This window comes from Ruminococcus flavefaciens ND2009, assembly GCF_000621785.1.
In the GTDB taxonomy this organism is placed as follows: domain Bacteria; phylum Bacillota; class Clostridia; order Oscillospirales; family Ruminococcaceae; genus Ruminococcus; species Ruminococcus flavefaciens_C.
The window spans coordinates 224,497-250,137 of sequence record NZ_KK211347.1 but is presented as its reverse complement, the minus strand read 5'-3'; the positions used below and the strand labels follow the sequence as shown (position 1 = coordinate 250,137).

At 44.6% G+C, this 25,641-nt stretch carries 20 protein-coding genes; 10 read left to right on the top strand and 10 right to left on the bottom strand.

Features of this window, described 5'->3' with window-relative positions; all coding sequences use genetic code 11:
- Position 1: 1 nt before the first annotated feature.
- The 9 genes from T488_RS0111465 (at position 2) to T488_RS17760 (ending at position 8,766) form a co-directional block, all read left to right on the top strand.
- Positions 2-796 (top strand): ABC transporter permease, encoded by a 795-nt coding sequence (locus T488_RS0111465; RefSeq protein WP_028520922.1) that lies wholly within the window; start codon positions 2-4, stop codon positions 794-796.
- Complete coding sequence (locus tag T488_RS0111460) at positions 786-1,658, top strand: hypothetical protein (protein ID WP_028520921.1); 873 nt, start codon at positions 786-788, stop codon at positions 1,656-1,658. Before T488_RS0111465 ends, T488_RS0111460 begins: the two co-directional genes overlap by 11 nt.
- Positions 1,659-1,667: 9 nt before the next feature.
- Positions 1,668-2,309, top strand: coding sequence for an ABC transporter ATP-binding protein (locus T488_RS0111455; RefSeq protein WP_028520920.1), 642 nt, complete (start codon positions 1,668-1,670; stop codon positions 2,307-2,309).
- Between the two features lie 62 nt (positions 2,310-2,371).
- Positions 2,372-2,875 carry an RNA polymerase sigma factor gene (locus tag T488_RS0111450; protein WP_196243314.1) on the top strand — a complete coding sequence of 168 codons (504 nt, stop codon included), beginning with the start codon at positions 2,372-2,374 and terminating at the stop codon, positions 2,873-2,875.
- Positions 2,859-3,857 carry a hypothetical protein gene (locus tag T488_RS0111445; protein ID WP_028520918.1) on the top strand — a complete coding sequence of 333 codons (999 nt, stop codon included), beginning with the start codon at positions 2,859-2,861 and terminating at the stop codon, positions 3,855-3,857. Before T488_RS0111450 ends, T488_RS0111445 begins: the two co-directional genes overlap by 17 nt.
- Positions 3,858-5,072: 1,215 nt before the next feature.
- On the top strand, positions 5,073-5,384 hold the full coding sequence (locus T488_RS17770) for a plasmid mobilization protein (protein ID WP_051536434.1): 312 nt from the start codon (positions 5,073-5,075) through the stop codon (positions 5,382-5,384).
- The gene (locus T488_RS18870; RefSeq protein ID WP_051536433.1) at positions 5,384-6,718 is read left to right on the top strand and encodes a relaxase/mobilization nuclease domain-containing protein; all 1,335 of its coding nucleotides are present in this window, start codon (positions 5,384-5,386) and stop codon (positions 6,716-6,718) included. The genes T488_RS17770 and T488_RS18870 overlap by 1 nt, the downstream gene beginning before the upstream one ends.
- 99 nt (positions 6,719-6,817) lie before the next feature.
- On the top strand, positions 6,818-6,994 hold the full coding sequence (locus tag T488_RS19620) for a hypothetical protein (protein ID WP_155267207.1): 177 nt from the start codon (positions 6,818-6,820) through the stop codon (positions 6,992-6,994).
- Between the two features lie 110 nt (positions 6,995-7,104).
- Positions 7,105-8,766: a recombinase family protein gene (locus tag T488_RS17760; protein WP_082320509.1), complete on the top strand. Its 1,662-nt coding sequence runs from the start codon at positions 7,105-7,107 to the stop codon at positions 8,764-8,766.
- A gap of 118 nt (positions 8,767-8,884) precedes the next feature.
- Here the strand turns inward: T488_RS17760 and T488_RS0111420 are convergent, their stop codons facing one another.
- The 3 genes from T488_RS0111420 to T488_RS0111410 all read right to left on the bottom strand — a co-directional run bounded on the left by T488_RS0111420 (position 8,885) and on the right by T488_RS0111410 (position 12,828).
- Positions 8,885-9,862: a DUF4003 family protein gene (locus T488_RS0111420; protein WP_028520917.1), complete on the bottom strand. Its 978-nt coding sequence runs from the start codon at positions 9,860-9,862 to the stop codon at positions 8,885-8,887.
- A gap of 147 nt (positions 9,863-10,009) precedes the next feature.
- Positions 10,010-11,059, bottom strand: a complete 1,050-nt coding sequence (locus tag T488_RS0111415) for an acyltransferase family protein (RefSeq protein WP_028520916.1) — start codon at positions 11,057-11,059, stop codon at positions 10,010-10,012.
- Complete coding sequence (locus tag T488_RS0111410; protein WP_028520915.1) at positions 11,056-12,828, bottom strand: substrate-binding domain-containing protein; 1,773 nt, start codon at positions 12,826-12,828, stop codon at positions 11,056-11,058. Before T488_RS0111410 ends, T488_RS0111415 begins: the two co-directional genes overlap by 4 nt.
- A gap of 397 nt (positions 12,829-13,225) precedes the next feature.
- Here T488_RS0111410 and T488_RS18865 point away from each other — a divergent pair, with 397 nt between their 5' ends.
- Positions 13,226-16,357 carry a carbohydrate-binding protein gene (locus tag T488_RS18865; RefSeq protein WP_196243313.1) on the top strand — a complete coding sequence of 1,044 codons (3,132 nt, stop codon included), beginning with the start codon at positions 13,226-13,228 and terminating at the stop codon, positions 16,355-16,357.
- A 105-nt stretch (positions 16,358-16,462) separates the two neighbouring features.
- Here T488_RS18865 and T488_RS0111400 read toward each other — a convergent pair whose 3' ends face one another.
- The 7 genes from T488_RS0111400 to T488_RS0111370 form a co-directional block, all read right to left on the bottom strand.
- Positions 16,463-17,374, bottom strand: a complete 912-nt coding sequence (locus tag T488_RS0111400; RefSeq protein WP_028520913.1) for a hypothetical protein — start codon at positions 17,372-17,374, stop codon at positions 16,463-16,465.
- 129 nt (positions 17,375-17,503) lie between these two features.
- Positions 17,504-18,337: an alpha/beta fold hydrolase gene (locus T488_RS0111395; protein ID WP_028520912.1), complete on the bottom strand. Its 834-nt coding sequence runs from the start codon at positions 18,335-18,337 to the stop codon at positions 17,504-17,506.
- 175 nt (positions 18,338-18,512) lie between these two features.
- On the bottom strand, positions 18,513-20,156 hold the full coding sequence (locus T488_RS0111390) for a leucine-rich repeat protein (protein WP_196243312.1): 1,644 nt from the start codon (positions 20,154-20,156) through the stop codon (positions 18,513-18,515).
- 459 nt (positions 20,157-20,615) lie between these two features.
- Positions 20,616-21,170: an RNA 2'-phosphotransferase gene (locus tag T488_RS0111385; RefSeq protein WP_028520910.1), complete on the bottom strand. Its 555-nt coding sequence runs from the start codon at positions 21,168-21,170 to the stop codon at positions 20,616-20,618.
- Positions 21,171-21,615: 445 nt separating this feature from the next.
- Positions 21,616-22,065, bottom strand: a complete 450-nt coding sequence (locus T488_RS0111380) for a GyrI-like domain-containing protein (protein ID WP_028520909.1) — start codon at positions 22,063-22,065, stop codon at positions 21,616-21,618.
- Positions 22,066-22,076: 11 nt separating this feature from the next.
- Complete coding sequence (locus T488_RS0111375; RefSeq protein ID WP_196243311.1) at positions 22,077-24,776, bottom strand: FtsX-like permease family protein; 2,700 nt, start codon at positions 24,774-24,776, stop codon at positions 22,077-22,079.
- A gap of 97 nt (positions 24,777-24,873) precedes the next feature.
- Positions 24,874-25,632 (bottom strand): ABC transporter ATP-binding protein, encoded by a 759-nt coding sequence (locus T488_RS0111370; protein ID WP_082320506.1) that lies wholly within the window; start codon positions 25,630-25,632, stop codon positions 24,874-24,876.
- Between the last annotated feature and the right edge of the window lie 9 nt (positions 25,633-25,641).

Here is a 25,641-nt window from a genome sequence, read left to right as displayed (position 1 = left end):
TATGAAGAAATTATTGAGAGTTACAATTATTGACCTGAGAAAAACGCTTGTTAGCTATGGAACAGTCGTATGCATAGCTGCCGTATTTCTGATCTGCTTTGCCTCAACGATATATACCGACGGTTTTACCGGAAAGGAATATACTGTTCTCGAAGTGATAGCCGACCGGCGCAAGCTCCCACAAATTGGGCTTTCCCCTCTGGATATTGTCAGAAGCTCGGTAAATCCTTACCTTACGCTCTTTTTGCCTGTGCTTTCTTCAATTCCTTTCGTAACGCTGTTCTGTGCGGAAAGGCTCAGCGGAAATATCAGATTCATCATAACAAGGACAGGTAAGCTGACATATGCCCTTTCAAAGTTTTTCTCAGCCGTTATAAGCGGAGCCTTGACCGTAACTATCGGTTTTATTATGTACAGCCTTGTGATATTTGTAGTTTTCGGACGTGACGGAGCTCTCTCCGACCTTATCAGGATATACACAGGAACAGCGATTTATGGGGCAGTCTCTGTCCTTCCCGCGTTTCTGCTTTCATCGTTCATCAGGAACAAGTATATGATATGCTGTTTCCCGTTCATTTTTATGCACTTCTATTATACTGTTCTTGCAAAGCTTCAGGATCACTACATCGACAATTGGAAAGTGATTTTAAAGATAAATATGCTGTACACGAGCAATATCAAGGACATTTTCTTTACACACGACAAAAGCACTGTTATGTTATATACCGTGCTGACAGTAGCTGTATTTGCAGTATATACCTTAATAATGAACAGGAGGCTTGACAATGGGCAATAGATTCTCTGTTTCAAGGATATTCCGCATAATGTCGATCGATCTGTATAAATGGATAGTAAATTCAAGAATGGTAGTTGCGGCAGCAATGATAGTTTTTGTATGGAGCTTTGCCATTGACCCGCTGATAAATATCAGCAAGGAAATGAACAGTCCGCTGAATTTCATAGAGCCGTTTATTGCCGTGTTCAATTCAAGGACGCTCTGTCTTGTTACTCCTGCGGTGTATGTTTTCCTTATATCGGATTATCCTCACCTCGACAGGAATAGCCTTTTTATTCTTCACCGCGTCCATAAAAGAGAATGGCTGCTGGGGCAATTACTGTTTTTTATTGCATCATCGTTCATATTTATGAGCGTTATATTTATATTTTCTGTTATTCCGAATGCAGTAAATTCATTTGCAGCAAACGGCTGGAGTCTTGTTGTAACACGTTATGGCGTTTATAATCCGGATAAAGCTCAGTCATTTGCGGCGAATCTCATAACAAAGGAACTGTACAATCAGGTAGCGCCGTATCAGGCGGCAGCTCTCTCATTTTTACTGAACTGGCTGTATATGATCCTGCTTTCAACGATACTGCTTATGTTTCATGTACTGAATCTTCGGAAGATAGGCGTTCCCGTGCTGATAAGCATAATTGCGATAGGCAGTGCGCTCGGCGTTTTCAGGTCAAAGGGAATGTGGTATTTCCCGATGGCTCATACTATGATTAGTCTGCATTTCACGCAATATCTGAAAGAGCCGATAATGAAGATCGAGTATTCCATTATGTACTTCGCAGGTATGATACTGCTGATACTTATTTTCTGCCTTATCATGATAGGCAGGACTGATTTTCTGAATATTGACGATAACGAATAGAGGGTTATTATGGCGATAATTGAAATAAAAGAACTTGACCTTTCGATAAAGAAAACGGAAATACTGAAAAAAGTCAGCGTTTCCTTTGAGCAAGGCAAGATACATGGACTTATAGGCAGAAACGGCAGCGGCAAAACTATGCTGATGAAGTGCATCTGCGGATTTATCAGACCTACAAGCGGTACTATCCGTGTTAACGGCAGAGAAGTCGGCAAGGATTGCGACTTCCCTGAAAACATTGGTATTATTATTGAAACTCCTGGTTTTATTCCGTATTATTCCGGTTTTAAGAATCTGAAACTCATCGCAGACCTTAATAAGAAAGCGGATACGGAGCAGATAAAGCGAGCAATGTCACAGGTCGGACTTGACCCGACGCTCAAGCGCCATGTAGTAAAGTACTCACTTGGAATGCGTCAGCGCCTCGGACTTGCACAGGCTATTATGGAGAACCCTGATATACTTATACTTGACGAGCCGATGAACGGTCTCGACAAGGAGGGCGTTGAGGATATGAGGAAGTATCTGCTTGACTTCAAGACTCAGGGCAAAACTATACTTATCGCATCACATTCATCTGAGGATATTGAAGTGCTGTGCGATACCGTTCACGAAATGGATAAAGGCGTGATGACTGCGATAAGGGAATAATGTTGACCGCTATTCTCATCAATGTTATAATAATAGAAAAAGTGCAAACGAAAGGTGCTATAATGGCAATAAAACAAAGCGATAAGGAGCATTTCCGTGAGATATATGAACGTCACGTCGATGATATTTACCGATTATGCTTCTCATATATGAAAAATCCTCATGACAGCGAGGACGCAGTATCGGCAGTATTCTGCAAACTGATAAAGAAGTCTCCTGTTTTTGAAACTCAGGAGCAAGAAAAGGCGTGGCTGATAGTTACAGCCTGCAACGAGTGTAAGTCTATGCTTCGGATACTTCGCAGACACCCGAGAGTAGATATTTCAGTTCTGCCCGAACAGGAGTCGGCTAATGATTTTGAAAGAAGTGAAGTAATAGACGCAATAGTTTCTCTGCCGGAAAAGTATTCTTCCGTGTTGTATCTGCATTTTTATCTTGGGTACTCGTTGAAAGAGATTGCAAAAATGACAAAGCAGAATGAATCAACAGTCCGTTCTCAGCTGTTTTATGGAAAAAGAAAGCTGGCAAGTCTGATAGGAGGTAATGATGATGAAGGAGTTCAATGAAGCAATGGATAAGATCTGTCCATCAGACGAGCAGAAAAGCAGAATGTTTGACAACGCGCTTTCTATGGCAGAAGCAAGCTCTACGAGCGTCAAAAAGCGTCCGAAGATGAAAGTAATCGCTGTCAGTCTCATTGCCGCCGCAGCTATGGTCGGAACTACTACGGCTTTTGCAGACGAGATAAAAACAGCTTTTTATAACTTCTTCAAAGATGACAGCACCATTTCTGAGCAGATAATTGAAAATATTTATGAGGACACGGACGGTCACGTTGACTTCAGCGTAAGCAGGATAGTTTCAGATAAAATGAACACCTATGCTATCGTCAAATATACCGCTCTTGATGAAACTGGCAAGAAATGGCTGGATAAAAGATTTGCTTCGTTTGATATAGTCGGTAAAGCAGAAGATATTCTTAACAGAGGACTATATATTGAACCTGATAATTATGAGGATCATTACGTCAATTTCTCGTTCGGTTTAAACGATGAAGAAATAACTGATTCTGACGAGGATAACTCGAGAGTCTTCAAACTGAGCTGCAATTCTAATGATGTTGTGTTTGATTCTGACTATGTCAAGGTCAGATATGTAATGTCATCAGGAGAGGAACGTTATGCAAGGCTGAATGTATCCGAGTCAGTTGAACTAATTGATATAAAGCTCGACAGTTCAATTGCTGCTGATAGGCTCTATACTCCAACAGGGGTTAAGCTGTCACCGCTTGGAATAATGGTCTACGGCAAGGATAAGGGCTGGTTTTCAAGTAATCATGAAATAGAGGAGCACGTTGACATCGGAGCGTTCAAGGTGGTTACTAAGGACGGCTCTGTTATAAAATGCACAAATTATATATCTATGAGCGATGTTTCTGAAAAAGAAAAAGGATATGATATTCAGATAATCTCAACCTTTTTCAAAGAACCAGTTGATGTAGATAACATTGCAGGTATTTGGCTCGACGGAGTTTACTTTGAGTTTTAATAGATCTAATAGGTCATAGATAATACTTGATATAAAAAATGTCGCTACAAACGAAAAATAAATGTCTCCACTTTTTATGCAAATAGAAAAAAGTTCCCATAATAGAATTAGAGAGCTAAACAGTGCTTGTAACTATTACAGTTGCAGGCATTGTTTTTTTGTTCAATATGAATGCCGCAAACGCACACACGATTGTACAACTATACAAATCAATGTGAAAGTTTTGTGAAATGGGTATGCAAAATGCCTCTCCCAGTTCCCTGTAAGTAGAGGGGCAAATCAGGAACTTGAAAATTGAATATCCTGCGCAGGAGTGATACACAGCAGTTAAGTGCGCCGCGACAGCTTGGAGGGGCTGAGCGCATCGAGTTGTGAAATACTTCTCTCTCGTCACGCAAGGCGGAATGAAAGGAACGGTACTGTGCAAGGGCAAAAAATGTATTCAAAAACATATCAATTTGCAATAAGGATACTGCTCCCACATTTTCTTCTCTGCGGACAGATAGATCAGAACGACAGGGACAGCAGTGGCAGCATATTGTTGTACGCTGGAAATGATGTCCCTGCCGTCCCTGAGATGTCAGAAAGCGCGGATATATCCTCACAAACGCTCAGTTGTAGTCACAACAGTTCTCATAATTATGCTGTCCCTGTGACTGATAATTGTCGCTTTGAATAGATTGAAATTGTTACCTGATTTTATAAAAAACTGGAAAATCTAACCATAATACAATTAGAGGGCGAAAAAACGTGCTGTTTTTGCTTCAAATTGCATAAAGGATACTGCTCCCACATTTTTCCTTCTGCAAGTGATAGCGTGTCGGTAGTGGCGGTAGAACTGTTACCGTCACGCAGGCACTTCCCAACAGCTCACAAAGCTCTATATAGCTTCATCTGCGGGGCGTGTCAGTAGGTTTTCGTGTCGGTAGTTTTACTGTCACGGCTGAGTTACTGTCACGCACAAAAACGCCCAAATTTGCCGCCGATACAGAAATCGGATAGTTATCCCACCTGCGGCGGTGAAAGCGATTGTCGCGCAACGTGGAGCGAGTGTGGCGGCATTGGCATAAGGAGAAAACTATCGCTGACGGAGCAGTATCGGTCACGGAGGTATGAAATGCCAGCATCGCATTCGGCAGTCCGCCGAACGCTTGCTGGTCGGGGCGAACCCCGAGCCCCCTCTTAAAAATCGCACAAAGAAAGGAGCGTGATACAATGAGAAAACGCAACAGAACTATAACTATCCGCTGTACCGATGACGAGTACGAGCGGATACACAACAAGGCTCAGCGGCACAAGCTGTCTCTCAGCGACTTCGTTCTCAGGTCGGCACTTGACAAGAAAATCGTAGTGGCTGACGGGCTGGACGAGGTCGCCAAGCAGCAGAAAGCTATCGGTCGGAACCTCAATCAGATAGCAATGCTGGCTCACGAAGGACGGCTTCACTCCGTTCGAGTGGACGAGCTTATTGAACAGCACAAGGCTGTCACCCAAGCCGTTTGCGACATAGCCAAGGAGGTGAAGTGATGCCAATAATCCATTTTATAAACAACAAAACTCAGACCGCTGGCGGCATGAGGAACGTCCTCAACTACGTCAGCAGAAAGGAAAAGACCGTGTCAGAGGACAAGCGTTATGTGACCGGAGTCAACTGCTCACCCGAGACTGCTCTCGATGAAATGACTGCAACTAAGAATCTCTATCACAAAACTGATGGGCGGCTCTACTATCATCTGGTGCAGAGCTTCCCCAGCGGTTACGAAATTGAGCCCGAGCTCGCGCACAAAATAGCGGTGGAGCTTGCGGAGAAAGCGTTCAACAAATACGAAGTTGTAGTGGCAACTCATATCGACCGCGAGCATATCCACAGCCACTTGGTGATGAACTCCGTCAGCTTCGAGGACGGAAAGAAGTACCATTCCAACAAGGAGAGCATTGAGCAGTTGATGAAGCTCAGCGATGAGATTTGTCAGCACTACGGTGTCCATGTCCTTGATGCTCCCAAGAAGAAAATGAACAAGGACTTCCTCTCTGACAGCGAGTACAGGTCAGCCAAGCGCGGCGAGAGCTTCAAGTGGGAGCTGATGAACGTCATAAACCAAGTCATGAAGCAAGCAAAGACCAAGAAGCAGTTCTGCTACTTGATGAAGCAGCAGGGCTACAATGTCAGGTGGGAGGACAAGCGAAAGTATATCACTTACACTTGTCCTAATGGAAGGAGATGCCGTGACAATAAACTGCACGGCGAACGTTATCGAAAGGAGAATATGGAGTATGAATTCAAAGCAAGAAGAATTACAGCAGATGTACGACAAGGAATTGTCGGCAGCGGCGGACACTCAGCCGACAGTGGTAGTGCTCGATTCCAACTGGAGAGCGCTGATAGAATTGAACAAGCTGATGTCGCAGGAGCAGCTGGAGATACTTACCAGACTCTCGGTACTGGCGACGAAAGCGGATACAGAACAGGTGCTGAAAACAATACGCTCCGAGCAGAGGGATACTATAGCGACCTGTCGGGGGCTGCTGGATCAAACGTCGGAAACCGCGACTTTAGCAGTCGAGCAGTTGAAGAAAGCAACAGCGGACCTGTCATCACAGGCTGGGAAACTGAACGAGGAATATGGCTCGAAGCTGAAAGAACTCGACGAATACAAGCACAGACTAAGATTGAAAGCAGCCAAGTGGATAGTGATCTCGCAGTCGGTCTTGATAGCGTTGTCGGCAGCGTTGCAACTATGGCTTCGATGATTGATGACGAGCCTGCCGACGATACTGAGTACGCTCGGGAGCGCACCGACAGCAAGGCACTCGCAGAGGAGCGAGAGTGGAAGGAAGCTCACGGAATACACATGGGCTGATGCCCAAATCAAAAAATTGAAAAAGGAGAGATGAATCATGAACAACGTAGGATTCATAAGAAATACGAACAAGACAACTAAGAGGAGTGTGGTTATTGAATGGATGAAAAGAACACAAAAGCTGAAACAAACAAGTATGCGGAACTGCGTCGAACACAGTATGAGATAGATACGGTCGTGATAGACGGCAAGACTTTTACTGTCATAAATGCATTTCCAACTGACACAGATGTGACCGTAGAGGACAGGCTCCGCTATCTTGTGAAAGTAAGTTAACGAAAATTTTACTGGACTTCTGAGCCGAGTAGGAGTATACTGTTGGTGTACCGAGAGGTACGCCAACAGAGTCCTATTCGGTTTGGTTTCCAGAGAAGGAGGATATTTAAATGAAACCAAACAATGATTTAATAACAGCTTTGTATTGTCGACTTTCACAGGAAGATGCTCGTGAAGGAGAGTCACTGTCGATAGAAAATCAAAAGAAGATGCTAAGTGAGTACGCAGAGCGGAATGGCTTCCGCAACTGTCAGTTCTACGTTGACGACGGCTTCAGCGGTGTTAATAAGAACAGACCTGAGTACGTTCGTATGTTGAGGGACGTGGAGAACGGACTTGTAGGAACGGTCATTGTCAAAGACCAGTCGAGGCTTGGACGTGATCACTTGGAAACTGACAAGCTTATGGAGATCGTGTTCCCTGCTTATGATGTTCGCTTCATTGCGGTGACAGACGGTGTTGACAGTGCAAACGGCTTCAACGAAATGTCAGGTATAAAGAACTATTTCAATGACTTTTACGCCAGAGATACGTCGAAGAAGATACGCGCTGTATTCAAGGCAAAGGGCGAGCGTGGTGAGCGCGTTGGAACAGCGATTCCTTATGGATATATGAAAAATCCCGATGATCCGAAACAGCTTATTCCCGATCCAATTGCAGCGCCAGTCGTGAGGACAATCTACGAACTTTGTGCAGACGGCAAGGGAACGAGAGCAATATGCAGATACCTGGAAGAGCACGAAATTGAAAGTCCCGGTGTTTATGAGTTTCACACCAAAGGAACGAAAAGCAAACATCCCGACCTTGAACATCCATATCTTTGGACGCAAAGCACAGTCAGAGATATGCTGTCCAATCGGATTTATTGCGGCGATACTGTAAACTTTCAAACTTACAGCAAGTCCAATAAGCTGAAGAAACGTATCAAGAATGATCCCGAAAACATTCTCATATTCGAGAATACGCATGAAGCGATAATAAGCCGAGAACTGTTCGCACTTGTTCAGAAGCATTATGAGGGAAGAAAGCGACCCGACCGACAGGGTGACACTGACAAATACGCTGGATATATCTACTGTGCTGACTGTGGTTCGAAAATGTATCTTCATCGAGGAAAGAACATAAAGCCTGAGAACAACTATTATCAGTGCGGCGGTTATCAGACTAAGGGTGGAAGATACTGTACTGTCCACCGAATAAAGGCTAATCAGCTTGATGCAGTAGTGCTTGACCAACTCAAAAAGATAACATTATTTGCACGCGAACATCCGCAGCAGTTCTATGAAACGGCAATGCAGAATGGCGAAAAGGAAGCTCAGAAACTCCGAAAAGAGTCAGAGCAGAAGAAATCAAAGCTGGAAAAACGTAACAAGGAGCTTGACAACATTATACGCTGTCTGTATGAAGATAGAGTAACCGGCAGGATAACTCCAGAGCGTTATGATTGTCTTGCTTCAGGCTATGAAAAGGAGCAGTCCGAACTGAAAATCGGACTCTCCGAGCTCTCTGATCAACTCGACAACATGAGCTTACAGGAGAAATATGTGCAGGACTTCATTGAGAAAGCAAAGACAAACATCGAGATGAAAGAGCTTACTTCCGAACTTCTCAGGGCTTTCATATCACGAATTGAAGTCTATGAGAAGCCTGAGAAATACTCAAGAACCTGCGGCAACATGATACTGATACACTATACATTCCTCTCAATCAACAAACCGGCACCAATGTTGACACCAACAGAAAAAAAGACATTTGCTCAGGCAACTTGCTAAAATGAAGAAACCCGAGGATGTTATGCCCTCGGGTTTCATACGAATTTTATAAAGTTCCGTTAAGGATAGCCGCCATAAGACTGCGGTTTTATTTCTGCATAAAGCCTTGTGTTTTTACTTATGAATTCGCGTTGCTTGCGGCTGCCGATGCAGCGATCGCTGCACACATTGCAGCTTGCTGTGCTGCGATCAATGCAAGTGCAGAAGCAGATACTGCTGCCTGAGCATTATCGCTGTCTCCGTAAAGGTCGGCGGTGAGCATAGCTGCGTGCATGAGCCTTGTTTTCTTGTCGAGGCTTAATGCTCCGTAGCCCTTCTGACCGCTGAGCAGGCTGTCGATGGCAATTATACTGTCAACAAGCTCCTTTTCATCGGCATCTATTATTGACACTGCAGCAAGTGTTGACAGTTCAAAGTGCTTGCCGAACTTGCGTCCTGCTTCCTTTAAAGCGCCGAACATCCTGATCATTCTGCTTACCTTTTCTTCGGGAGCTCCGTTTGTCATGGATAGTATGTGTGAAACTGTCTGAACAGAATCCTTGTCCGAGAACTTTTTCCTGAGGAGCTCATAGCACTTCTCAGCGTCATCAATAAGCTCACTGTCGCTCTTCTCGGAAAACGCCATAAAGCCTGCCATTATGCTGTCCTCTCTTGATGTGAGTACAGGGTGCTCCTTCTTCATCTTATCATAGACAGCACGTCCTCTTGCTGCAATATGTCCTGCCTCTTCGATGGTTGTCTTTTCAGCAAGGAGAGTTGCAAGGAGAGCAAGGTATTCCGATCTTCTGAAGTGCTCCTTGAGAATGCCGTACATAGCCATTACCTTCTCAAAATGAGCGTCAGGATCGTCAGCTATGCAGAGCTTCGCTGCAAAAGGCACCATTACATTTCCTTTCAGATAAGAACCGAAGCCTGCATTCTTCTTGATGATCTTTCTGCATTCGCGGAGCTTGTCGGCGTCCGCTTTAACTCCTGCAGCGCAGAATACATTTGCTGCCACAGGGTAGATATATGAGCTTTCAAGCTTTATTGCCTTTTTGATAATGTCCCTGTTCTCGATGAAGTCCTGTGTGATACGGTTTATCATTTCTTTCATGATGATTACTCCTTTTTAGTGTAGTAGCTTTCCGCTTCTGTAACCATAGTATACCACACAACCGCCCCTCTGTCCCGTTTTTAATATTACGGAACATTACAATTCTGAAATATGCTGTTTTCTGTCTTTCTCCGATCAGTTTCCCATTCAGACTTCATAGTCATTCCGTGTCACAAGACGCTTTATCAGGCGCTGCACCGTGACGATCACAACAGATATAAGAATGGAAATTCCTGCAACCACAAGCGGCATATACCAGTCATAAGGATCAGCCTTCAGAATACGGCGCTCACATAATGTATACAGTATCATGATAACAGGCATATGCCAGAGGTAAACGTGAAGCGAATAGGCTCCGCCCAGTATTTCCATCGGCGGAAAGAGGCGGAGCTTCGGCTTTTTAAGTGCAAACAGGAATACCGAAGCCACAAGCGTAAGCTTAAATATCTGCGTTATGTTATATCTGAACGGATCATACTTTATCAGCAGGATCAGGCATATAAGCGAGAGTACACCGCAGACAGCTGCGGACCATGCAGGCAGCTTCAGCAGCTTTTCCTTCCATTCCGCAATGCAGAATCCAAGCAGCATAAGCGGGAGCGCTGCAACAAGAGCGTTGCTGCATATCCGCCAGCTTCCGCCAGTCGCATATTTATAGGTTTCAAGTACGATACGCAGGAGAATAAACAGGGGCATTGCAAATTTTGCAAATTTTTCCAGTCTCAGTTTATACATCAGCCAGAATATGACATATACGTGCAGCAGCGCAAACATGAACCACAGCGGATCTCCGCTGATGGCTTCAAGATCGCTGCAATAGATCATTCTGAGATAAAAGCGCGGTCTTGAAAATGTCCTGAGCCAGATATTACGGTAATAACTATTGTCATTCAGCGCATAGGATATACCAAAATACACCAGCACAGCGATGACGGTTATCAGAAGATTACGGCAGAAACGCTTCCCGAGCTTTCTGCACATCTTCTCTCTTTCACCGAAGGCGTAATATCCGCTGATGAGGAAAAACAGCATGACTCCGCAGGAGCCTATGGAGCTGATGCACTTTCCGAAGATGCCGTGGAACGGTATATGTACAAATACCACACAGACAGCTGCGATACCCTTGAAAAGATCAAGACAGCGGTTTCGCTCAGCAGCGGGCATATCCTTTGATCTTATCCCTGTATTGTTGTTCATACGCCGCTCCTTCCGTTACTCTTACGGGAACGCTGACGGTACTCCGAGAGAGTCATTCCCTCATTGACCTTGAACTGCTTGGCAAAATGTGCATAGGAGGCATAGCCGCAAAGCTCAGCTATCTGCGACATAGTAAGGTCCGTACCGCTGATGAGTTCCTTTGCCTTCCTCAGCCTGAAGGAAATTAGCTCCTCAACGACGCTTTTGCCGAAGTATTTTTTATACATTCTCTGAAGGTAGCTCCTGCTCACATGAGTTCGTCCGCAGAGCTCCTGTACGCTCCAGTCAGCTTCGGGGCACTGCTGCATCTCCTCACGCAGCTGTACAAGCTGACGATAGAGCTGAGGATTTTCCGGTTCTCTTGTGCCGCCGCCCGACTGAGCCCTGAGCAAGGTCCTCTCCTCCAGCTGCTCCAGTGCAAGGCAGAGATAGCTGATAAGCGTACAGTATTCAGGCTGATAGCAGCAGGCAAGTCTGCCGAAGGACAGGGCTGCAAATCCGAACTGTCTCTCATTCATGTGCAGCGGCGAGAGGAAATACACACAGGGGTGGTCAGTATTTTCCGTAAGGCAGGAAATAATGTCAGACTGCTTGATACAGCGTTCCGAAATGCCGCTGCTCCTGCCTGCCCTGTCGGTCCACAGCACCTGACAGCAGTCGCTGTGCATGGGGAAATCAGAGTGTGAAGACAGCGACTTCACACAGCTGTCTGTGAGAAATACGCGAAAATCCGACCAGTGACAGACCAGATATATCCTGCTTGCCAGCATATACAGCAGGTCATACAGCGACTCTGAGTGCATAAGCTCAAACAGCACCTCACTGTGATAGAACCACTCCCGATAGCGGGAGATGAGCCGTTTTTCCCTGCGGCTTTTATCTGTCGTGCTCAATACGGGGACGCAGCCACAGCTCCGTCCGATCTGGATACGGCTGTGTCCGGAGGATATTCTGCGGCAGCTTTTTCCGCTGATCATCCTGTAAAGCCGCCTGAAAGCGTCAGCTCCCAGCTGATAGCAGCTTTTCGGAAAGCTGGTGATACTTACATCGCTCCATTCATCTTCAAGATAGCCGTCAAAACCTGTAACAGCCATATCCTTTGGAACATTTATGCCAGCCTTTGCAAGTGCAGCGATCAGGGTATCCGCCATTATATCGTTGGCGCAGACCACTGCCTCAGGCATGGCAAGCTCTCCGCTGATAATGCGCTGTGCGAACTCAACAGGCGCATTGCGCCAGAAATCGCCGTATGAATAATAACTCTCGTCATAAGGAAGCCCGTGCCTCTGCATGACATGGAAATAGGTCTCAAGGCGCTCCTCAGCCTGAGGAGTCCCCCTGGTGCCTGTCAGGCAGTATATCCTCCTGCACCCGTGGACCTGTATCATGTGCTCTATGAGCAGCGCAAATGCCTCGGGATCGTGGGAAACGGTATTCTCGAAAAACGGGTGCTCCCCCGCATCAAGGAGCATGACGGGCTTACCCGTGCGCTTGAGCAGTGCGTCCAGCTTTTTCTGCACTTCCCTGTTGTTTAATGCGTTCTGGTCATAGAGAAAGCCGTCAAAATCAGAAAGCTCTATAAGACGGAACACCTCAGCTTCATGCTCCACATGAGGAGACACAGGCTCCTGAAAATTATTTTTTGCCGCAAGCACCATGACATTACAGTCTGCAAGCTCGCTCTGCGCGATTATTCCGCGGATGATCTCAGATGTGTATTCGCGGTAACATTCCGCTGTGACAACACCCACTGTCAGCCTTTTTTTCATAGATAATCACCCCTGCATTGATTATATCATAAAAGCGAAGCGTTATGATATAATTGCCCGATCTGCAGGAAGCTGATCTCCGATCAGCGTATCTGCAAGGGCTTTTAGATAAATTATAATGGACGTTTTACGTTTATTATATCGTATTGTGAATAAAAATGCAAGACTTTTTGACATACTTCTCTTTTTCTATGTGGGATTATCTTTGGGTTCGATACAATAGAATATTGCTTCCCGTGCCATTATGGGTTATACTGTTTATAAGGGGACTTTTCCGCCGCACAGCGTTGTTTTCTCAGGTCAGGAGCAGTCGTGCAGCGCAGGTCCCTAAGGGGATATGTTCACGCTTGAATGCGTAAAGGGAAACACTTATCCTATACAGAAGGGAAAGAGAAAAATGAAAAAAAGAATTGCAGGATTACTTAGTCTGTTCATGATCCCGACTATGCTGTACAACAACACAGGTATCATGGACTCTCACCCCAAAGGCTTGCTGAACGGGCTAAGGGCAGAAGCAGCTGACATCAGCGGCAGAGTGCTCTATGTTGCGGAAAACGGCAATGACTACAGCGGAAAAGGCTCTTCGGACGCGCCTTACAGATCGATCAAGAAAGCAGCCGACGAGGCTACCGCAGGCACTACCGTCCTCATACGCCCCGGTACTTATATCGAGGAGGATATAAGGCCCAAAGAATCAGGCAGAGAGGATGCCATGATCGTCTTCCGCCCCGAAAACAGCTCCGATATAGGCAAGGTCATCATCAAGCACAAGGACGTCTTTGACGGCTCCACAGTAACGCCCCAGGTCAGGGCACAGTGGCTTCAGGACACGGGCTGGAGCGAGAACGATGTAAAGCACTATGACAATGCAGGCATCGAATACTCTATAGCAGGCAGAAAGAACCAGCTCACCGACGTTTTCAACCTCTTCGGCCGTGACTACGTCAAGATCGAGGGTTTCGTCTTCGAGGACTACAAATACGCCCGAAGCACCATCAACATCATGGGAAAAGGAAACGTTGTGCTGAACAATCAGTTCAAAAACATCGGCTGCGTTTACAATGCTCCCTGGACATGGTCCAATCAGGGAGTTTACCGCCCCGACGTAACCATTCCCGTGGCGGGTCCCGACAATGTCATCCGTAATAACTACTTCCAGAGCGTCTACGGCGAGACCCTGTGCTACGATAATCACTCACAGAACTGCATAATCTCCGAGAACACCTTCATAGGCGCCATAGGAAAGAATGCAGGTGCAGGCGGCGCAGAGTCCTCCACCTTAGGCGGCAGAGCCGACGGCAACAGGAACAACGCCTTCGCCTTCAACTACTCGGGCGGCTCGGTAAACGGCGGTACCATCTGGCTGGACATCAGTGTAAGGGACTTCACCGCTGTCAGAAATGTTTCTTACAATACCGCCTACTTCATGTTCAACGAGTCTGAATGTACGCGAAACTGGGCTTATGAGAACATAGTCTACAACAGACCCCTTGACGGAAACGGACGTATGCCCATGGATCCCGACCACTTCATGAATTTCCCTGCACAGCGCATAGAATCGGGACTGTTCTCAGCTTTCTGGGATACGGGCTCCACCTGGGACGCAAGGTGGATAAACAACGTCACCTACAATCTGAAAAACGGTATTTCTCTTGACAGATCCTGGAATAACGAGGTAAGGAACAACATCGCCTACGAGGACGAAAACAGTATGTACGGCAGCAATGACACTGTGGGACTTCTGGTGAAGGAGACCTCCGTAAACGGCTTCCACGCATGGCACGGTATAGACCTTAAAGGCGGCGGCTCAAATGTGTTCCGCAATAACCTCTGGTACTCCACAAGAAAGCCCACCTATGTGCGCTATATGGATCCGTCGCAGCCCTCCATTACTGTGGACGCCTTCAATGCGCAGATAGGCTCAAAGACCGAGCTTGCCAAGGACCCCATGTTTGCCGATCCTGCCGCAGGTGACTTCAGTCTAAGGGAAGGCAGCCCTGCTATCGGCTCAGGCGACAACGGCGTGAACAGAGGCGCCTATGCGGTCTATCCCAGGATCGAAGTGGGCTACAACAACAGCCTCGGTCTTACGGAAGACGTGAACGCAGGATTTGCACAGCTGAACACCTTCGCCAAGGCAGGAGATACCATAGAGCTGGAAGTGAAGCTCAGCAAGCCCGCAGCAGGTCCCATGACCTTCAAGGTCACTCCCGTCGCAGGCGATGCTCAGCCCGACAAGGATTACAGTTTCATAGACGATCCCAATATTTCATTCGACGCCGGCGATACAAGCAAAACAGTCCGCGTAAAGATAATTAAGGGATATGATCTGGATCAGCTTCTGGTGTTCCGTCTGGAGCCTGTGGGAAATACTCCCCTTGAGGCTGTCGGTGCAAGAGATATGCACCTTGTAAGAATAGACAGAGCCGAAAAGCGCGTTCTGGTCATCAATAATGTGGGCGACTCCATGGGAACATCTATAGTTGAGTATCACGCTCCCGGCGAGCTGGTAACTATAGACGCAAAATCAAGAGCAGGCTACACATTCGACGGCTGGCAGCCCGGTATCGACGCAATGGAGGTAACTCCCATAAGTGCAGACGGCACACGCGCCACATTCATCATGCCTGATTACAACCAGAGGATACAGGCAAAATGGAAACTCAACGGCTCCCGCGTAAATGTATCCGGACTGCGTCTGGATAAGGAGTCCCTTGCTCTGAATGCAGGAGATACCGCAAAGATACAGGCGTCTGTCTCCCCTGATAACGCAACGGATAAGGTAGTTCTCTGGACTTCATCGAACCCTCTGGTGGCTTCCGTCGACAGCAAGGGCAATGTTACGGGACTGTCCCAGGGTACGGCTGAAATAATAGCAAGAACTCTCGAGGCAAGCGACAAACAGTTTACTGTAAAGTGCAAGGTAAGTGTAACAGGCACTGTTGCTCCCTCAGGCGACGCCATCGAAGCTGAGGACTACAATCATCAGTCAGGTATCGACATCGAGAATTGCAGCGAGGGCGGAAGCGATGTTGCCTATATCGAAAACGGCGACTACATCGGCTTTGACGGCATAAACTTCGGCAGAGGCGCAGAATCTCTGAACTTCCGCGTTGCTTCAAACGGAAGCAGCGGAGCCATCGAAGTGCACCTCGGTTCTCCCGACGGAAAGCTTATAGGCACCATGGACGTCACCGATACAGGCGGCTGGCAGAAATGGTCCACTCAGAAATGCAGGATAGAAAAAACCACAGGTATAAACGATGTGTACTTCGTCTTCAAGGGCGGAGAGGGCTATCTATTCAACCTGGACAAGTTCAGCATCAGTTATCCCTACGAGAATGACGACCTTGCAGGAGACTGCAATCTTGACGGCGAAGTATCCGTGGCGGATCTCGTAATGCTCCAGAAATGGCTGCTCCGCAAGAGCACCGATCTTACCTGCTGGCGCCACGCTGACCTCTGTAAGGACAACACAATCGACGTATTCGATTTAGTTCTTCTCAGGCAGAAGCTTCTGGAAAAATGATCTCTGATATTAATAAGCGGAGCGGCTAAAACAGCCGCTCCGCTTTTGTATGGTAATGTATTGACAATATACCATTTCTGAAGCTCTCTTTTTGGGGATAAGTATTCAGAAAAGATCCAACATACTGTCGAGATAGATCTCTTCACGGACAATAATCCGGTATTCCGGCTTTGTTAAGTAATAAAGCAGAAATTCGAGATTGACAGCACTTCCCAGTCCTCTGCCTTCTATTTTGAAATTTGAAAAGCCGAGGGGCATATATGTATCGATGATGTCATCTGTACTGATAAATCCCGGATTTTTCATTGCCTTTGAAAAGCGGTATCCGTCCTTGGCATCAGGCGCGGTACAGATGTGATCGGGACAGTTTTCTCCGAGATTTTTGCGGCTCACATTTTCATAGCAAGCCTTTCTGTCTTTACAGTAAAACGAGCAGCATTCATTGCACAGAAACTCGACTTTATCTTTCTGTACCTGCGAGAGTTTATCAAGTTTATCATACAGCTTATTGAGCCTGAAATCAGGAACAACATATTTAATATCACTGCGTTCTGTTTCCTTCAAAAACTGCGTAAAATCAGTCTGGACCTTTGTAGTCGAGGAAACGAAATAGAGCTCCGGATAATTATTTTTAATATGGTCAAGCAGAAGATCGGAGTAAATTATCACACCGTTCCGTACACCTTTGCTTCCGGCGAAAAGCTCACACAGGGCATTGCATTTCCTGTCGGTGAGATGTTCCGATTTTAATAGCGAATTGCTGAAAGTGAGCCTTGAAGAAATACCGTATTCATTCATAAGTGCCAGTACATCTTCAGCCTCACATTCGCCGAATCCTGCACGTCCGCCGCCCCAGATACAGTCCGCCGGAGCACCATAGACAGATGCTATTTCACACCAGTCATAGAAATATTCCCTGTGCTCACGGTACAGCGGCAAAAACACACTGTACAGGTCATAGAACTCAAACAGCCCCGGAAGATGAAAATAAGCTTTATTTTTTTCAGTGTTTTCCATATGTTATCATACCATTTTTCACAATATCATTCTCAGTTATGTCGTGTGAACAAGTCGTATACAGGCTCAAGCAAACCATGAATATCTCCTGTTATATAACTCCCTATCACACAGGCTTAACGGGACATATTAATCTATCTTTTTAATAAACTCTCTGATCTTAGAGCTTATTTTATCACTTTCGTAATAATGAATATAGTGTCCGCAGTTCAGAAGAACAGTTTCTGCACCTACCGATTCAGCATATTTCTGTTCATTAGCGATCCAGTTCGGTGACGTCTGTTTCCCGTTAGATACAAACAGTAAAGTCGGACATTCTGCTTTCCCGGAATCAGCTGTGATCCTGGCGTTGTTCAGGACTGCCTTTGCTTCATTTATATAGCAGTTGTTCATCAAATTCCTTTTTTTCAGCAGCTGATGCTGCTTTATTTCATCCTTACTCAGTCCGCGCTTATTTATAGGATACCAGAACAATAATCCTGTTTCTTTGAGCCTTTTCAGTTTTAGCATGAGATCAATGCGTTTATTGATCTCATCTTCGCCCCATTCGCTATATGTGATAGGAGTCGCCATATCAAGACCGATTATTGCCTTTATATCATCAGGATAGAGCTGTTTCCATCTGATAGCTTCTATACCGCTCATAGAATGCGGAAGAAGGATATAGGGAGCTTTCTCCCCCATTGATACTAACGCCTGCTTCTGATAGCTTACGATAGTATCGATCTCACAGGAACCTTCATACAGATCAGAATAACCATAACCGAATTTTTCAATTACTATTATTCTGAAGTCGCTGAGCAGTTTTTCATACAGCACTTTAAAATCATACATAGGTGAAATTGTTCCTGATCCCGACATGAACACGAGAGTCGGATTGCTTTTATCTCCGCACCTGAATATGTGAAGTTTATGTCCGTTTACTTCCGCAAATTCAAGGCCATTTCTAAGACTTTTTTTCATTTTAACCTCATATATTGTATTGTTTTTACTACTGTTATAATTGATATTGCAGCGGTCATCTGTTTTATAATAATGCCGATGACCGGGATACCATGTCATATATTTTGCTTCTTCTATAGTATCAAGCCCTGATTCCTTTTATTACTGTTTCGGCATCATATTAATGCCTGAAACATCATGGGAGATCGAACACTACCTTTGCAGGCACACAGAGCGAAGCGATCGTGTACTCATAGTCCGAGCCGTATGATGCCTCCATTCGTGAGGAGCTGAGGTGTACCGTTGCATAGGGCACCTTTTTGAATGCCTGCGCACCGATAGTATCAGCACCGGGAAAATAAATATCCGTTATGCCGTTGCCTGAATTCCATGCGTCGCCGCCGAATGCGTGGTCAAATACATACCTGACCGTATCATCAAAGAAAAGCCGTGTCGGTGGGTTCTGCTTGACATAGCGGTAAAGCAGAGAGTTATTCCTGCAAAAGCGGAGCATTTCTGCATCGGGACGAAAGATCTGCGAATCAGCCCATTTATTCATCCAGAAGGAGCCGTGTCCCAGCGATCTGAGCTCTCCATAGCAGCGGAAGCCTACCATTGATGGAGTATTGTAGAATGTATAATCCCCCATGAATTTGATACCTGCACCGATAGAGACCGTCCGCAGGGAAATTGCATCCGCACAGAACAGATTTCCGATGGATATACATTTATCTCCGATGGCAAGGGTCTCCAGTCCCGATGCGCCGCGAAAGGCTTCATTTCCAATGCTTTCCAGTTCCGCAGGCATTTTTATATGTCGGAGGTAAATGCAGCCCTTGAAAAAGAAGCTGCCGATACGATGTATCGTGTCAGGCATAATGAGAGTTTCGATGACTCTGCACAGTGAGACAGGATCGTTTGCAAAGGCGTTGTCACCAATAGAAATAACAGGCTTTCCGTTCAGCTCTGACGGAACAGTTACCTCCTTCAGCGAGTCTTTGTTGACGCAGCGGTTGATGACACAGCTGTCCCACTGTTCTGTTATATCCCACTGACAGCCGTTGGCTTCAACAACAGAACGGACAGGCTCAGGAGGGAGCGTATCAACAGAATCGTTCAGCATCTCAATGAATTCTTCGATGCTGTCAGCGATCAGTATCTTATCGTCGATCTCTTCATGGAAAACATAGTAGACCTGTTGTGTTTTGCTGCTCCAGAAGAAATGATCGCCGCCTTCATCCTCTGCCAAAGGATACCAGTCAGCAGGAATATACCTGTTCATCGGTTCGGCACGATATATGTTGTCAACAAGCCATTCAAAACCGCCGTCTTCATCTTCCAGTGTGACCAGATCATAGACTTCATAGCCGTAATCATCTATTTCAAGATAACAGGTTCTCATTCCTGAACCATCTGTTCTGGAATAAAGATCCTTTAATATGTCAGGGAAAACTATTCCGTATTTCTGTTCGAGATAAGCTATCCGCGCTTCACTTTTCTCCCTGTTGTCTGTCTCTCTCTCCAGGAACCTGTACTTTGAAGCCCCTTCGGATTTTCCGGTTTCAAGGGACTTATTTACTGTATTTCCAAAATAGTAAAAATCATCATGCATTGCATACCAACTGGTCAGCACTTCATGGCGGATCCCCAGTTCGTCAGTGTATATCAGCTGCATCTGTCCTACATCGCCCTGGGCATTCCATGTGCGGTAGAGCCGGTGTTTATCTTCATATTCTGTCCAGACTTCCTGACCGTCGCCGAATTCTTCATAGAACCGATCATCTGTTACTGTTTCGGGTATTACTTTATAAAGCTGATCGAGGGGGATAGTTTTTAACACTGTTGCGTATATAATAGCAGAAAAATCATCCGAACACAGAACCTCTTCAAAACGGCAAAGTACAGCACAGGCCTTGCCGATATCGTCCGGACTTTCAGCACTTTCCCAACCGTTCAGGAACATTTGCCACGGCTCAAAGATCGTAGTGAATGTATCACCTATTTCCTCGTCAAAAGGTGCTGTGACCTTGAGTATACGCTTTTCTCCGACGACCGGGACCTGATTCGTGTGCAGCCATTGCCTTTTATCGAGCGGCAGAGACAATTCTTCCTTTGAGCATTCCATCCATGCCAGATGATATCCTATATTATGGATACCTGCACCTTCGATCAGATGACGTTTCTGATCATCATTCGTGATACGGCTTTTACAGCAAGAGCATAAAAAGTTCACAATATCATCTCCCCTTCAGTTATAGTATGGTTATAAGCTAATATTAAAGTTATGATCAGCTCCCTATTATTTCTTATAGATTTTGTCACAAATATACTTCACCGGTACTTCCTCGGTACACCAGACTTTATTTTCGGTAACTCCGAACCTGTATCCTTCCCTGTACATCTCAGATGCTGCTATTTTCAGCACTACAGGAGTCTTATGCCAACGCTCGGCAGACTGCCATGCCTTGCTTATATCAGCCTGCATATGTACAGCGTGTCGCTTCATCTTCTTTATTGCTTTGCTCTCCACAATGGCTTCAAGAGCCTTTGTAGTCGTTCCGTGATACAGGAACTCGGGAGGTTCGCAGTAATCAAGCTCAGGTTCGACCCATGGAACCGAGTGACCCTGACAGCACTTGATCTTTTCATGGTTTTCATCAAATCTGTAACGTCCCTTGTTGTCTTCGGCTACTATCCGTTCCAGCAGTTCACGATCAAGCTTATAATTGCTGTAACGGTCAACGCCCTCAATAAGCTGTTCTACTGATACCCAACCGTGTCCGTCCATATCAAGCTCTGCTTTCTCAGGATGATGACGAAGGAGCAAACACAGATATTTCGACAATTCGTTCATTTTCTCACCTCATTACTTGTTATTTCATTTATTCTAACCTTAGTATACCATAATAGTGCCTTAAAATCAATAGAGATCTCGTATTAAAGCTCACTCCCTGTGCGTAAACACAGGGAGTTCCGTCATTTTTAAACTTACTGCGGCATTCTGAGCTTATGCCTTTTATCTGGACGTAAAAGTGCAAAGCCATACCTATCCCTGATCTTTTCAAAGCGGTCTGTTATATATACCATAGCCTAATTGAAGTTCTCAAGCATGGTATCGAAATATCGGGGCATAAGATTGAACTTATGTACACTAAGCCTGCGACTACTTTCAATAAAGACCTCTTGGCAAAATATAAAAAGAACCGATTTACGGTTATGGAGGAAGTAAGGAATTTACAGCTGCATAAAAAATAAGCCTTATCGAACACGCGGTCCAATAAGACTCAGTCAGTTCACTATTAAATTATGGGAACAATTATCTTAGTTTCATATTTTTCGGGATTGCCTTTGAAAAGCAGACCAGGTCCCTTCTGATATACTAATCTGATAGGATACTCTACTTGCAATCCGTTTTTCCTGACATAGCCTGTAATAAAGGTGAATGCATTGCCAAGTTCCTCATATCTGCCTATATGCAGCACACATAAAGCACGCTGCGCTGGAAGCACTTTAAACTTGAACTTATCATCAGATTCAAATTCTTCAATGACAGGCACACAGCACTCGGTTTCTTTTACGTCAGAATAGTCAGCCGAAAAATACATACTGCAGAATGGCCCGGAAATGATCTTTTTAAACTTCATATAAAGCTCTTTCATATGATCTATACCTTCGTCATTATCACCGGTATATTTTATTGAGGCAACTTTTATCTCTTCAATATCCTCAAATTCAGCCTCATAATTCATACTATTCCTCCTTATTCATATCTGCTCAGGTCAGTCAGCGAGATCTTTGAGATTTTGATATTCGCAATGGCTCCTATGATAATAGCATACGCAGCACTGATGGCGCAGCTTATGCAGCAGGCTCTGAGATTAGGAATATGCTCATATGCGACAACATCATTTTCAATTATCATAACTATTTTCAGACCTAAGAGAATACCAACAGCAAGACCGATTATCAGGCCGATTATTATCAGAACAGTATTTCCGATATTAATAAAGGATTTTGTCTTTCTTAATGAATAGCCGTTGATTCGCATAACCGCCAATGTACTTGTTTTTTCATTGATATACATTATCATCAGGTTCATTACAACGATCAATGCCATTATAGCTGAAAGGCAGATCATGATTTGGATAACCGAATTGAGCGAATCAGCTATATTTTTAAATATACTTTTTCCGGATTCCTTGCCCGATAATGATATAAATCCTTCATTATCCTCTAAGGCAGCTTTTAAGGTATCCTTTTCAGTACCGTTCAGTTTTATAAAGTAGGCATTTTTATTGATGTCATCAGCAAATAACGATTTATATGTTTCAGGAGAAATAATCAGGAAGTGGCAGACATAATTCTCAGATATGCCTGTTATCTCAACTTCGATTTTATCACCATTTCTGTTTTTTACAGTTATTTTATCGCCAATATTCAATTTGTAAAAATCAGCAGTATTAGAACTGATGATCGCACCCTTGTAAATGTCGTTTTCACTCTGCTGTTTAATGTTCACAGCGAAGTATTCTTTCAGATCGTCAATATTTGCACACATGAGATCTGCGACAATGTTATTGCTTTTCTCCAATTCCACCTCGACCATCTTATCTGAAATGGAAAGATATTCAACATTGCCGACAGACTGCAGATTGTTTTCAAATACCGTGTGATCCGAATCTTCCTCGACCTGTAAAAACAGATCAAACTTCTGTATTTCATCAAACTGCTTATAATTTACATCTGAGATGGCATACTTCATCGTAAAGCCGATTATCAGCAGGGCTGTACAGCCCGAAACGCCGATAATAGTAGAAATAAAATGTCTTCTTTCATTGAGGAGATTTTTTATTACTGTTCTTTTGAAGAGGGATATTTTCTTCCAGATAAACAGCTTTTCAAAGAAGAACGTCTTTGCCTTATCAATTGATCTTTCCTTAAGGAGTTCAATTGCATTCTTCTTAATATACTTGTTGCAGGCGATTATTGTTGCCAATGTTGTGAGGAAATATGCCGCACCGACCACAATAGCGATCTGTTTGATATTATACGCCAGAACATAGTCCTTAAAATAATAGATCTGTACGTAGCCCTTCAGCGACAGCTTTTCAACAAAGAATATAGCCCATAGTATTCCCCATACGCAGCCCCAGAAGGTACATACCCATGAATATGAAAGATACTGTGACAATATTTCACTGTATTTGAAGCCCAATGCCTTTTGAGTACCTATGAGGTTTTTCTGCTTTGTTACCATTCGTCCTATAGAGGAATAGCAAACCATAAGTGCAACTACAATATACACAAAGGCAAAGCTGAATCCGAGCTTTCCAAGGCCTTCAGCGTTATTCTTGTACATGGCAAAGCTGACATTGTCGAATCTGTCCAGCACGCTCCATTCGCTGTTTGTCATGCCGTCAATATCGCTCTGATAATCTGCCAGCTCTCCGCGCTTCTCATCCGCTTCCTTTTCAGCTGACTCAAGCTCAGTCTTGTAGCCGTCAATTTCCTCCTGAGCCTTGACAATTTCGGAATCATATTTTGAATAATCTTCATTAGGAGCGACTTTTTTCAGCTCTTCCAGATCAGATTTCAAGCTCTCAAGCTCTTTTTCTGATTCTTCGATCTTTGAGCTGTTGCTCTTTATTTCTTCTTCAGCGTCGCTTATCTGCTTTTCCGCATCATCTATCTTCTGCTGATACTTGCCTTTTATATCAGAGTATCTCTCGTCACTTTCAGCCTTTGCCACAGAAGAGATGCTTTCGCCGATCTGATCGCTTTTCTTTTCATAATCATCGCTGAAGGAATCCAGCTTATCCAATGAATCGCTCCATAGCAATACACTCGGCCAGCCATTTTCATATTTTTCTGTATTGAAAGCACTCTCAGCTACGAGGAAGAAATTATGACAGTTTCCGTTTCCTTTCTCGCTCATTCCGCGCCTGCTATATACATAATTGCAGGAATATGCAGGATGGCATACCACTCCGACGACCTTGAATCTGGTATTGAGCAGATAGCTTTCTCCATCCTCTTCAGTACTGTCGATCTCCAGTTCATCGTCAAGCTTTATGCCGTCATCTTCTGCCATGACCTTCTCAATAGCAATTTCGTCGGGTGCTTCAGGCAGTCTGCCTTCAACGACTTTAGCTGTATCGACCTGCTTAGTAAATGCCTGAACAGTCACAAGTCTGTCCTGCTCCCCGAGCTTCAGAAATCCGGTCGTTTTATACAGTCCCTCAGCAGAATCAATATCAGGCAAACTCAGGAGCTTATCGATACTATCCTGAGTTATGCCATATTTATTCGAAACTTCAAAATGATGAAATGCCTGATCGGAAAAAACATTATTGCCTGTTTGTCTCATCGATCTCTCAGCAAAAAGGATTCCAAGATATGTAGCAATCCCCAGCGAGATGATAAGGATGATACAGCATACAGTTATCATCGATTTCTTCATACGGCGCCAAGTATCGATCATGTAGATTTTCTTCAATTTTTATTCAGTCCTTTCGTAAGTTAAAAACAAGATAGCTGAAAACATCATCTGTATGTTTTTACCAATGGAGTTCATCGGCACTGCAAGGAGATTCATTGTCAGTAACACTTACGATTTTTCCATCCTTCATTCTGATAACACTGTCTGCCATTTTTGCAATTTCTTCATTATGTGTTACCATTACGAGTGTAGCACCTTTTTTTACTATTTCTCTTATAACGCCTAAAACCTCCACACTTGTTGCATAGTCCAGTGCAGCAGTAGGCTCATCTGCAAGAATGATCTTAGGATTCTTTACCAGCGCACGTGCGATAGCAACTCTTTGTGCCTGACCGCCTGAAAGCTGTGAAGGATACTTTTTGGAAAGGTCATCAATACCCACCGATTTAAGCATATCCTTGGTATTTAAAGGTTCCTTGCAAATTCCTGCAATAAAATCCACATTCTCTTTAACAGTTAATTCGGGCATCAGGTTGTAGCTCTGAAAAATAAAACCGACCTTGTCTCTTCTGTATGCGGTCATTCCCTTTTCATTCAGCTCAGACTGGTCTTCGCCTTCAAAAACAAAAGTTCCTGATGTAGCACTGTCCAGACCGCCGATAATATTAAGCAAGGTGGTCTTGCCGCATCCGCTTTGTCCCAATATAACATGCATTACACCTTTATAAATTGTAAGATCCACGCCATTGAGCGCTTTGACCTTTACACTGCCGGAATCATATTCTTTTGTTATATCTTTCAAAGTTGCAAGGATCTCTTTTGAATCTGTTTTCTTATTCTCAATCACTTTCTCGCTCTTTTTGTTCTTTAGGCTCATAATTATCCT